This is a genomic window from Lentzea sp. CC55 (assembly GCF_021056325.1).
GTDB classification, from domain to species: Bacteria; Actinomycetota; Actinomycetes; order Mycobacteriales; family Pseudonocardiaceae; genus Lentzea; species Lentzea jiangxiensis.
On sequence record NZ_JAJCXE010000056.1, the window covers coordinates 778887 to 791156 of the forward strand.

Sequence of the window (12270 nt, forward strand, 5' to 3'; positions counted from 1 at the left end):
GGAGCGGCCTCCCGGCGATGGACCGGTCAGGAGGCCCGCTGTGGACGCTGAGCTGGTGGTGGTCACGGGTGCGACCGGACGGCAGGGCGGTTCGGTCGCCCGGCACCTGCTCGCCGGGGGCAGGAGGGTGCGGGCGCTGACCCGCGACCCCTCCTCGCCCGCGGCCCGGCGGCTCACCTCGGCCGGCGCCGAGGTGGTGCGCGCGGACATGGCGTCCGCCGAGTCGCTGCGGGCCGCGTTCGCCGGCGCCCACGGCGTGTTCAGCGTCCAGAACCCGATGACCGGCGGCTTGAACGAGGAGGTCCTGCAGGGACGCGCGGTCGGCGACGCCGCGGCCGCGGCGGGGGTGCGGCACGTCGTGTACGCCTCGGCCGGGCCGGGACTGCCGGGCACGGGGGTGCGCCAGTGGGAGAACAAGCTCGTCGTGCGCGCACACCTGCGGTCGCTCGACCTGCCGCTGACCGTCCTGCGGCCGATGGCGTTCATGGAACTGATGACCGACAAGGACTTCTACCCGGCGGTGTCGATGTGGCACCTGATGCCCCGGCTGATCGGCGCCGACCGGCCGCTGCTGTGGTTCTCGGCCGGCGACGTGGGTGCTGTGGCGGCCCGCGCGTTCGCCGAACCGGACCGCTTCATCGGCGCCGACCTGCCGTTGTGCGCCGACGTGCGGAGCATCGACGAGTGCCGCGCGCTCTGGCGGGAGATCCGCGGGCGACCGCCGCGGCGCTTCCCGATGCCGGAGTGGCTGTTCCACCGCTTCGCGGGCGACGACCTGACCCGCATGTGGCGCTGGCTGAGGACGCACCCGGTGCCGTTCGACGTCGCCGCCACGAGGGCGGTCGTGCCGTCCGCTCGGACCGTGCGCGAGTGGCTGGTGCAGCGAACCTACCCGTAGTAAGTTCGCCCGCATGACTCCGGACGCCACCGCGCACATCGACGTCGCCGCCTCGCCGCAGCGAGTGTTCGACCTGGTCAGCGACCTGCGAGGCATGAGCGGCGTCGCCGAGGAGTACGCGGGCGGCAGGTGGCTGGGTGGCTCCGGCCCGTCGGTCGGCGCGCGGTTCCGCGGCGTGAACCGGCGCGGCTGGCGCGTGTGGCCGACGACCTCCACGGTGACCGACTGCTCCGCGACCCGGTTCGCGTTCGAGGTGAGGTCTCTGGGGCTCGCGGTGTCGCGCTGGCAGTACGACATCGAGCCGACCGCGGGCGGGTGCCGGGTGACGGAGTCGACCTGGGACCGCCGGCCCGGGTGGTACGTGCCGATCACGCGGCTGGCCACCGGGGTGAGGGACCGCGCGGTGACGAACCAGCGGAACATCGAGGCGACGCTGGAGCGGTTGAAGAGGGCCGCGGAGTCGGGCTGACCGCGTCGCCCGCGGGGGAGCGGCGTCCAGCGAAGCGGTGACCGCACAGCGTGAATCGCGCGCGTCCGCTTGCCGGAACGCATGTGACGGTCGGCGAAGCCAAGGCGTAAACCTCTGTGCCTCAAGGGAACCCGCCGGCACAAGCCGGCCCCGTGGACGTCCACGAACCTTAAACCGATTTAAAACCCTTTGTCCCCAGCCGAACATTGAACCCGCTCCGTGACCTCCCCGTAGTCATCGGTACAACACCGATCCACCCCGAGGAGACACAGAATGGGCGCTCGACACCGCAAGCCCGCCATGATCGGCGCGGGTGCCGTGCTGGCGGTCGCCGCTGTCGCCGGTGGCATCTTCGCCTTCAGCGGCACCAACTCGAACGCGGCCGAGGACTGCGGCGGGCTGGACCAGGCGCTGCGGAACAACCTCACCTTCATCGCCGGTCAGCAGGCGAACCCCGACGCCCAGTCGGACGCCCGCATCGCGAACCGCCAGGCGGTCGTGAACCTCATCAACCAGCGGCGTGCGGCCGCTGGCTGTGGCGGCAACGTCCAGGCGCAGCCCGAGAAGGGCCAGGCCGCCACGTCCGGTGAGGACTGCGGCGGGCTCGACAAGGCGTTGCAGAACAACCTCACCTTCATCGCGGGCCAGAAGGCGAACCCGGACGCGCAGTCCGAAGCGCGCATCGCGAACCGGCAGGCCGTGGTCGACCTCATCCAGCAGCGGCGCAAGGCGGCGGGCTGCGCGGGTGACGGTGGCGCGGGCAACGCCAACGCGGGCAACAACAACGCGGGCAACAACAACGCGGGCAACAACAACGCGGGCAACGGCAACCAGGCGACGGCCCCGCCCGCTCCCCAGCAGCCGGAGGCCGGCCAGGGCAACGGTGGCGCGTCCGGGCAGCAGGTCTGCGCCGGCTCGACCGTCACGCTGTCCGGCGAGGGCGGCGCGCCCGCCGCGTCGAGCGGTGAGTTCCCGGTCGGCACGACGCTCAAGGTGACGAACCTGGACAACAACAAGTCCACCACCGTGAAGGTCGCGTCGGTGTCCGGCAGCTGCGCGCTGCTGAACAACGCCGCCTTCGAACAGGTGCGGGAGCCCGGCAAGTTCCTGATCCGCCGGGCGCTGATCGAGAAGATCGGCTGACAGTCCACATCGGACTTCCGGCGCAGGACGGCTGTTCCCCCCCGAGGCGCGGGGGAGCAGCCGTCCTGCGCGTCCGTCGATTCCGCGCGACCGAGGAATTCCGACCGGCATTCGATCTCCCTGTGGTCAGGACCGCGGTCGGGGTGAGACCTTGGAAGGGTCCCGAACCCCGATCGCGGAGAACGCCACGTGACCGAGAAAGCCGCGGCACCGTCCGTCTTCCGGAACACGGCGTTCCTGCGCCTGTGGACCGGCACGACCGCGTCGGGCCTCGCGATGTGGGCCCTGCCGTTCGTCCTGGGCCTCGCGGTGCTCGAACGCTCGATCACGGCCGTGGAGCTCGGCGTCGTCCTCGCCACCAGAACGGTGGGCTTCCTCGCCGCGGTGCCCGTCGCCGGTGTCCTCGCCGACCGGCACTCCCGGCGCGGCGTCGTCTTCTGGTCCTGCCTCACGGCCGGGCTCACCACCCCCGTGATCGCCTTGGGGATGGGCCACTCCCTGCTGCTGATGGCCACGGCGGCCACCGTCGTCGGCGCGGGTCAGGGCGCCTGCCGCCCGGCGTTCCAGGCGCTCGTCGCCGAGGTGGTGCCGGAATCCGGACGCCAGCAGGCCAACGCCGCCACCACCTTCGCCATCAGGGTCACCACGCTGGTCGCCCCCGGCCTCACCGCTCTCGCCGCCCTGCTCGTCGACGCCCGTGCCCTGCTCGCGGTGACCGCGGTCCTGTGGCTGGGCGCCGCACTCGTACCTCCGAAGGGGAGCACGGCGGTTAAGGCCCCTGCACAGCACCGGAGCTTCGCGAAAGGCTTCGTCACCGACTTCGCCGACGGCCTCGGGGAGGCACGCCGCCACCCGTGGATGCTCGGCGGCCTGGCCGCGCTGACGGTGATGATCGCCACCGGCTACTCCGCGACGGCCGTCGTCCTGCCGCTGGTCAGCAGGGACCGCTACGGCACCGAGGCGGTGCTGGCCGCCGCCACGACCGCGTACACCGTGGGCGCGCTCGTGGGCGCGGTGCTGATCGCCCGCTGGCGGCCGCGGGCGGCGGGATGGGTCGCGCTGGCCGGGCTCGCCTGCTACGGCCTCATCCCGCTGGGCCTGCTGCTGCCGGTGCACCCGTTCGCGCTGATCGGCGTCTACGTCGTGGCGGGTGTCGGCATCGAGCTGTTCAACGTCCCCTGGTTCACCGCGATCCAGCGCGAGGTCGAGCCCACCAGGCTGGCCCGCGTCTCGTCGCTCGACTTCCTGCTGTCGTACGGGCTGGCGCCCGCCGGCCTCGCGCTCATCGCGCCCGCGATCGAGGAGTTCGGTGTGAGCGCGGTGCTCGGAGTCTGCGCGGTGCTCTGCTTCGCCGCTCCCGCGACCGCCGCGCTGATCCCGTCGTCGCGCGGCTTCCGCGCTAGGACCACGACCAGCTGAACCCGCGCACACCGGGCTGCACGTTCAACGCCACGTCCAGCAGCGTGCGCCCCGGAGCCACCTCGGACCCGTCCGCGAGCTGGACGACGGAGGTGGGAGGGGCACCCTGGAACGTCACCTCGAGCACGTACTCCCGCGTCGGCAGGCGGAACTTGCGCTCGTAGTTCGTCGCGGGAGGACAGGGCGCCTGGTTCACGAGCTCGTGCTCGATCACGACGCTCTCACCCTTGCGCAGCGGCCGTTCGAACAGCAGCTCCGCGACCAGCAGCCCCTCGGCGGGCTCCTGGACGACCCGTCCGACCGTGCAGTTCTTCAGGGCCTTGACCAGCGGCGACGGGCGGTCGTGGTCGTCGGCGTGCAGGATCACGACCCACCGGTCGGGCCCGTTCATCGACGCCGACAGCACCTGCCGGGAGCGGAACACCCGTTCGGTGCGGTCCGCCCCGATCGTCACGAAGTCCTGCTGGCTCACGCGCAGCAGCTGGTCGTCCCACTGCGTGTCCAGGTCGTGCAGGGCGTGCTCGACGGGCGCGGGGACCGGCCAGAACGCGGACACCGGCGCCGGTGCCGTGCGCAGCCGGCGGCCGCGTGGGCGCGGCGGACCGAGCAGCTCCGACAGGTGGCCGGGAGGCACCCGCAGGATGTGCTCGAGGTGGACGACGGCCTGCAGCGACTTCTGCCGCTCTGGCCGGCTGCGGCCGGTCTGCCAGCAGCTCAGCGTCGCCATCGAGACGGAGACGCCGTTCTGCGAGAGGTGCTCGCGCAGGCGCTCCAGACCGAGACCGCGATTGGTGATCGCCGTCCGGAGCGCCTGCGCGAACTCGTCCACGCAGGTCACGCTAATGCATTCACACGCCCCGCTGTAGTGGCTGGTGAGGCCGGTAGGTCACGCGGCCGTCGACCACCACCATGTCGACCTCCACGGGAACTCCGGCGTGGTCACCCATCGGTGCCAGCACCAGCGGTGCCGCGCCCGTGCCCCGGTGGACCACCACCGTCGTGCCCAGCCGGGTCGCGATCAGGTGGCCGAGCAGGTCGCGCGCGTTCGCGGCACCGGCGTTCTCGTTCACGTCGGCGTGCATCCTCCAGTTGGCGTTCTCGACGAGCGCACCGGTCAGGTGTCCTGTGTGGACCGGCCTGGCCGCGGTGAAGTCCGCCGTCGCCTGGCTCACCGCCGCGGTCGTGGCGGCGTGGTTCAGCACCTGTGCGCGCAGGGCCGCCGGGTCCTGCCGCACCACTTCGCCGACCGCCGCGTACAGGCCGTCCGAGGTGACGGGCGGGGGAGTGGGCCGGTTGAGCACGTCGAACGCCAGGTGCCGCAGGTGCCGCCGCGTGCTGCTGACGTGTTCCTCGTACTGGCTGAGCCGGCTCGGCGGGGCGGCCTCCGCCACCTCGTGCCGTTCGGAACCTCCGGACTCGACCGGCTCGGCCTGGTTGTCCGGGTCGACCCGCGGTGGCACCGGGTCGGCGAGCACGAGGGACGCCGGCTGACCCGGGTTGAACCGCACCAGCGGTTCCTCGGTCACGTGCTTGTCGACGATCTTGTCGAAGATCTTCCGGTCGAAGTCGGTGACCGGGTCCCAGTACAGGTGTGCTCCGTGCTGGACCCCCACGTTGCGGTTGACCAGCAGGAAGACCATGCCCTCGTAGTCTTCCTCGCCGAGCCGGTTGCCTTCCGCGTCGTACATGCCGTACATGTCGGCGTCACCGGTCACCCAGACGAGGTCGCCTCGCGAGTTCGACCCGTGGACGACACCGTCGATGACCTTGAACTTGCCCTCCTGCTCGTACTTCTCCATCGTGCCGATCAGTTCGGCGAACTCGGCGGCGCGTTCGTTGAAGCGCTTGGCGACCTTCTCCCGCATCGCCGGGTCGACGCCGGAGAGGTCCGGGTCGGGGTTCGGCTGGAAGAACCCGACCAGCCCGACGTGCTCCGCGTCGGCACCGAGCAGCACGTCGGCCTGGTTGATGGTCTTCGCCTTGATGTCCTTCGGTTTCGGTATCGCGCCGTCGTAGAGCCAGCGAACGGAGTCCGGGTTCGTCGGACGGACGTCCAGCACGATGTTGAAGCGGTCGACGAAGTTCTGGAACCGCTCCTGGTTGACCTTCGGGATGCCGAACTCGTGTTCGAGCCGGTCCGGGGTGAGTGACGCGGCGTCCTCCGGAACCCGCCACTGCACGGCGTCCCGCAGAACTGCCGGACGTGGCGCGGCGGACGTCTTGGCGTCGATCTCGTCGAAGAGGTCCTCGACGAACGGCTTGCCGAGGTCCGGTTTCGGCAGCTGCGGCGCGGCGACCGGCTGACCCGGGGCCGTCCGCTCACCCGCGCCACCGGCACGGCTGGCGTCGGTTGCGTCCTGGTTCGCCGGTGGGGCGGCGAGCGCGCCGCTCACCGCCGCGGCGTCGACCTCGGCCTTCCGCTCCGGCCACGCGGCCGGGTCCCACTCGGCCAAACCGATGCCGTGGGCCTCGGCGAACGCCTCGATCCGCGCCCGCACGGCCGGGTCGAGCCCTGCGCGCGGGACCGAGACCTCCGCCACGTCACGACCGAACACAACATCGCCGTACACGTGCGTCTCCAGCAGCAGGTTCCGCTGCGGGACCATCCCTTCCAGCCCCAAGGCGTTGTGCACGATGCCCTTGACGTAGTCCGTGTGGTTCTGCTCGAACATGTCGTGCATCAGGTCCACGACGTTGCTGCGCGCAGGACCCCTCGTGCCGAAGGTGTAGTACGACCGCTGGCGCACGTGCGGTTCGAGCAGCAGGTGGGTCTCGCCGTAGCCGGCCGTTCCCTCGAAGCCCTTCGTCCGGTCGTAGTTCACGTTCACCGCGCCGAACACCGCGGCCTCGTGCGGGCCGAACCCGCGCCTGCCCGACTCGGCGTCGTCCTTCTCCCGGCGCCACCGCGTGTAGTTGTCACCACGAGTGACGTTGACCTCGTTGGACAGCGTCCAGAAGGCGAAGTCCGGGTCCTCGGCGAGCAACCCCTCCAGGTAGCGGACCTGCCGCGGCGTCCTGGCCCCGTCGACCTCGCTGGCCGTCAGGATGGCCATGGCGTGGTGGTGCTCGGCCTGCAGTGCTTTGAACTCCGGGCTCGGCCGGAACATGTCCTCCGTCTGAGCCTTCTGCACCAGTTCGGCCACCAGCCGGTCGGCCTCGGCACGGTGCGCGTCCACGTCGTTCTTCTTGGACCGCAGCGCTTCGAGCGCGGCCGAGTCGACGACGCGCAGACCGATCTCCGCGGCCGGCAGGTAGCGCGCTTGGGGCTGGGTGAGCGACGCCGCTCCCTGGTCGGAGCCGAAGACGGTCTCGCCCTTCAGCGAGATGGTGATCGGCGCGGTGGCGAACCAGGCCTCGGCCTTCGCGAGCACCTGTTCCGCGGCGGCGAGGTCCGGCACCGAGAGCTTCTCGACGAGGTTCTGCTTGACCGACTCCCGGCGTGCCGCTGCCGCGGCGAGCGCCTGGTCGCCCTCGGACCGGTTGGTCCGGATGTCGCGCAGGTGTTCGTACTGGCGCAGGGTCAGCGACCCCGCCTGAGCGGAGCCCGGCGGCGGTACCGAGGTGGTGGCCGCGGACGAGGCCAGCCCATCCCTGCCCGCCGCGAGGTCGGTCGCCGTGAATGGCAGCGCGGCCGGTGGGGTCCAGGGCCCCGCCGCCGGTGTGGTGGCATCGGCCGCGGGAGCCTCCGCGGCAACCGCCGCCGGGGCGGGTGCCAGCACGGCTCGCAGGTCGTCGAGGCGTTGGACCGCCGTTTTGGAGAGGGCCAGGTCTTTGTTGTTCCACTCGCGCCCTTCCGGCTTGTCCCGTTCGGGACCGCCGAAGAAGCGCTGCAAAGTGGCGGTCTTGCGGAGTTCGACGACGTCGAGGAAGTAGCTCGGCGCAATCTCACCGGGCAGCTTCTCCAGCTCGAACGACCCGTTGGCGTGCGCGTCCGGCCGGAGCCTCCCCGCCTCGATCTCGGACATCGTGTACGAGAGCATCTCCGCCTCGTAGCGCCTGCGCAGGAGGTCGAAGGTCGTCTGCGCGTCCAGACCGGCCCGCTGGGCGAGGCTCTCGACCCTGGCGGCCACGGCGGGGAGCTCGACGTCTCCCCGCATGAACGAGGTGAGCGGGTCGTCGGAGACCAGCGCACCGGCCAGGCGGACGGCTTCCGGGGACATCGACGGGGACGACGCGTCGCCGTCCCAGTGGAGCCGGTCGGCCTGCGACTCGATGATCTTGCGCGCGAACACCGGTTTCAACAGCGGGTCGTTGAACGCGTCGGCCATGTCCCTGGCCACGTTGTCCACGACGGACGCCAGCGCGACGGCGTCGTTCCTCGTCGCGGCCTCGGGACCCTGCGCGGGCACCGCGGTGATCTTGGGCAGGATCCGGCCGATGCCGGGGAACGACCGCGGAGCAGGCCGTCCGAGGACCTCCAGCACCCGCTGCGTGTGCTCGCGCGTGCTCTGACCCTGGCGGATCTGGGCGCCGGGATCGGTCATGGCCAGGTCGACCAGCGGCATCCGTCGCGCCCAGTCGAGGACGTCCGCCGGACGACCCCGGTTCGGGCGGGCTCCGTCGCCCGCGGCGGCTGTGGTGCTGTCGTGCCGCTGTTCGGTCGTGCTGTCGTGCCGCTGTTCGGTCATGCCGTGGTGCCGCTGTTCGATCGCGCTGTCGTGCCGGATCGCGGCGGTGATGTGGGGAGCCGACGTCTCCGGTGGTGTCCAGTTCGCCGTCGACTGCACGGGAGGGCCGGACCCGGTCGGTGGCTCGGGAGGAGTGGGCTCCGTCGGTGGCTCGGGAGGGGTGGGCCCCGTCGGCGGGTGCGCCGGCCCAGCGGGCGCAGCGGGCTGGACGTTCACGGGACTCGTGATCACCGTGGTCTGGAGCGGAAGTGCCGCCTCCGCATTGCTGCGGGCGGCCCATGCGGCGAACTCGGACTGCGTGAGCATGTCGAAGTGCTTCTTCTTCGGATCGCCGACGAGGTAGACCTCCACACCCTCGTGGCGAACCGCCTGCACGGACAGCGCGTGCGCGGTGAACCGCCCTTCCAGTGCGACGGGCAGCACGCCGGCATGGTGCACCCGCGACCAGAACCTGTCGTCCACGAGGTCCGCGAGCGGCCTGGTCCTGCCTGACGGAGTGGGATCCGCGAGGACCTGTTCGGCGAGCAGCCGGTAGTCCTCGTTCACACCGGTGGCCCGCCGGCCCGGCCGGTCGACCCCCATCGGCAGCGACAGGACCGCGCTGGCCGTCCACGCTCCGCGGATGGCCTTGCGGCTGAGCACCGGGATGGAGTCGACGCCCTCGCTCGGGTCGGAGACGGCGGCGAGCTTCTGCATCACCCGCCCCCACTCGTCGCTCATGGCGGCCCAGTCCGGTGCGTCGGTGCTCGACTGCTGCTCCAGCCGGTCGAACGTCTCGCGCGCCTCGGCGATCCGGTCCCGCACGAGCTGTTCGACGGTGCGCCCGCCGGCACGGTCCTTGCGCGCCATCAGCTCGGGGCTGTCCTCCAGGGCGCGCAGGAGTGCCCGCTCCGCGCTGTCCGCGACCGCGCGGCCCGCGTGCACCTGTGCGATGACCGTGGGCAACACAGTGCGCAGTCCTGTGTGGACCGCGGCCGACTCGCACGTGTTCAGGAACCGCTGCTCGTCCAGTCCCTTGCCGGCGAACAGCGCGTCGGCGAGGTGGGGTGAGTCGAGCAGCGCCGTGAAGGGCGGGTGCGCCAGCAGTCCGGCTCGTGCGTGCGGTGCGAGGTTGAGGGTCCCCAGCACGGCCAGCCGGCGGGGCAGCGGGTCCGCCGCGTGGTGCGGCAGGTCCGCCAGTGGCACACGGCCGGCCTCGACGTCGGCGGCGATCTCGGCCAGAACGTGCTCCAGCGTCGCCGGCGGCATCGGTCGCGCGGTCTGCCAGTCGTGGACGTGACCGAGGTTCAGCTTCGTGATGTCGCCGACGCGGCGGTGCCGCACGGGTACGGCACTCGTGGTCACGAGCAGGTCGGTGACCAGGTCACGTACCCGCCCGGCGTGCTCCGGGTCCAACGAGCCCGAGGCCGACAGGATCCGGTTCACCGGGCCCTGCACACCGGGGGAGGACAGCACGTCCGTGACGTGGTTCTCCACCGGTCCCAGGGCGCTGAGGCCGTCGAACGTCGACGCGGCGTGCCGTGCGTCGAGTCCCATCGCCGCGATCTGCTCGGTGAGCTCGTGCCGCGTGGGATTGTCGTGCTGTCCTCGTGCTGTCGTGCCGTGGGCCGGGTCCGTGTCGGCAGGGACGTCGGCTGGGACGTCAGCTGAAACGTCGGCAGGGACGTCGGCTGCTACGTCGGCGGAACTCGTGACCGGCGTCGCCACATCGTTCGGGACGAGGGGACTCCGTGACCGGACGGGCACGTCCGGGGGCGTTTCCGCGCGAGCGGTGGCGGGAGCGGTCACGTCGGCGTTCGGGACGTTCGCGGTCCGCAGCGACGCTTGCGACGACCCGGTGTCGATCTGGGCCTCGCTCTCGGCCGTCACCCAGTCGAGCCCCGACCAGCTGTTCTTGACCTTCGGGTCGAACAGGGCGCTGTAGTCCCGCTTGTCGACGAGGGGCACCGGCTCCGGCAAGTAGTTCATCTCGACCCGCAGGCCGTGGTTCTCCGGCTGCATCGTGAACTGGCCGATGAGGCCGGTCGCCGGCGTGAGACCACCGTCCACCAGGACGTTCGGCCCGGAGATGTCCGGCGCCTGCTTCTTGAGCGCCTTGCTGAAAGCCTCCTGCGACATGCCGTAGCTCTGCAGGCTTTCAAACTTCTGCGGGATGACGTCGGTGAAGGCGTGGATGAAGTCGTTGCCCGGCGGCGCGACGATGAAGTTGTTGTTCAGCTCGCCCTTGTCGTACTGGATCTCGGCGGCCGTGCTGAGAGCGGCGCCCGGCGCGACGTTCTCCAGGCCCGCCAACGCGGTGTCGACGCTGTGCTGGTCCCGCAGTCGCGGCGCGAACAGCGGTACATCGGTCGGTTGCATCTTGAGGTCGCCGACCTCGATCAACGACACCGCGCCGGGACGGATGTCGATGTCGACGTACACACCGCCGCGCTTGGCCAGCACCGCGTACCGCGCGATGTCGGACTGCAGGTTGTACGCCTTGGCATTCGGGTCCTTGGCGGCGGAGTAGACGTCGTCGATCGTCGTCCGGGTGTCCGTGCGGCTCTGCACGTCGGTCGAGAGGTCGTGCACCAGGGAGTCGACGTCCGTCTGGATGTCGATGCCCGCGTCCGCGAGTTGCTGCTTGACCTCAGGGTCCCAACCGGCCGACGACGCGTCGGTCCAGAACGTCGCCTTCCAGTCCTGGCCGGGACTGGTCGAGTTCTCGTTGTTCTCGCGAACCTTCGCGGCCCACCGCAGCAGGGTCTGCACGGCGGCCTCGTTCGGCGTGGTGCCGAACCAGGCGAAGTGCAACTCCTTCGGGATCTCGACGGCACCCTCGTCGCCCCGCGCGGCGACGGCGTCGTCGTAGTGCTGCTGCACTTCGGCGTGCTTGTCCGATCCCCGCAGGCGGTTGATCAGGACGCGGGCCTTGCCGGGCTTGCCCTCGGCGACCGCCTGGGCGACGTGGTCCTTCAGGACGTCGACATCCACAGTGGACGGATCGGCCTGGGCGTGCAGCAAGCCGACCCACGGGTCGGACGAGGTGAGCGTCACGGCCGCGGCAGGAGCCGTGAACGGCACCGACGCCTGCGACTCCCGCCTGAACATCCCCGGAACGTCGACGGTGAACAGCTTCTTGATGGACTCGCGCCTGCTCTTGGTGGACTCGCGCCTGGTGTCCTGGACGGACTCCCGCCTGTTGCTCTTGGTGGACTCCCGCCTGTGTCCCTCGGGCGCAGGCCGTGCCTGGAACTGCTGGGCGGCCTGGTGCGTACGCGGCAGCGGCCAGGAGGCCGAGCGGAGCCGGGTGGAGGGCGTCACCGCGGCCGGTTCCGGCGACGACGGCGGGACGGCACCGGTGCCGGGAGCGGCGTTCGGGCTGGGTGCGGGAACGCCGTGCGGCGCAGTGCCGGACGAGGGAGAGGTCACCGCGGGTGGCGGCACGGTGGCCGGGCCGGGCGGGTCGATCGTGGTGTCGGGGACCATGACCTGGCTGTTGGCGGTGCGTTCGATCAGCCAGAGGTGGCGGGGCCGGATGCCGGGGTCGGGCAGGTGGGCGGTGGTGTCCATGAGGCCGCCGTCGTTCTGGTGGACGCCGGAGTTCGTGTCGTGTTGTTGCAGGACGCGGGTCGTGTCCTTGTACTCGTCGGGGACGCCGAGGTAGTGCAGGGTTTCGTGGGCGAGGACTTCGGGGCTGGTGTCGGGGTTCCAGTGGTCCTGGTCGACGTTGG

The 12270-nt window shown here is 71.2% G+C and carries 6 protein-coding genes; 4 read left to right on the forward strand and 2 right to left on the reverse strand.

The features are described from left to right. The first annotated feature begins 40 nt into the window (after positions 1-40). The 4 genes from L6E10_RS38340 (at position 41) to L6E10_RS38355 (ending at position 3929) form a co-directional block, all read left to right on the forward strand. Positions 41-898: an NmrA/HSCARG family protein gene (locus L6E10_RS38340; protein WP_236225059.1), complete on the forward strand. Its 858-nt coding sequence runs from the start codon at positions 41-43 to the stop codon at positions 896-898. Between the two features lie 13 nt (positions 899-911). Beyond that, entirely contained in the window at positions 912-1367 is a 456-nt protein-coding gene (locus L6E10_RS38345; protein WP_236225060.1) for an SRPBCC family protein, read from the forward strand. A gap of 348 nt (positions 1368-1715) precedes the next feature. Next, positions 1716-2510, forward strand: a complete 795-nt coding sequence (locus tag L6E10_RS38350) for a hypothetical protein (protein ID WP_374237604.1) — start codon at positions 1716-1718, stop codon at positions 2508-2510. Positions 2511-2699: 189 nt separating this feature from the next. Further along, positions 2700-3929 carry an MFS transporter gene (locus L6E10_RS38355; RefSeq protein ID WP_236225062.1) on the forward strand — a complete coding sequence of 410 codons (1230 nt, stop codon included), beginning with the start codon at positions 2700-2702 and terminating at the stop codon, positions 3927-3929. Here the strand turns inward: L6E10_RS38355 and L6E10_RS38360 are convergent. Next, entirely contained in the window at positions 3910-4758 is an 849-nt protein-coding gene (locus tag L6E10_RS38360; RefSeq protein WP_236225063.1) for an XRE family transcriptional regulator, read from the reverse strand. The genes L6E10_RS38355 and L6E10_RS38360 overlap by 20 nt on opposite strands. A 19-nt stretch (positions 4759-4777) precedes the next feature. Continuing rightward, a partial coding sequence (locus L6E10_RS38365) for a glycosyltransferase (protein ID WP_236225064.1) occupies positions 4778-12270 on the reverse strand: 7493 nt, incomplete at its 5' end.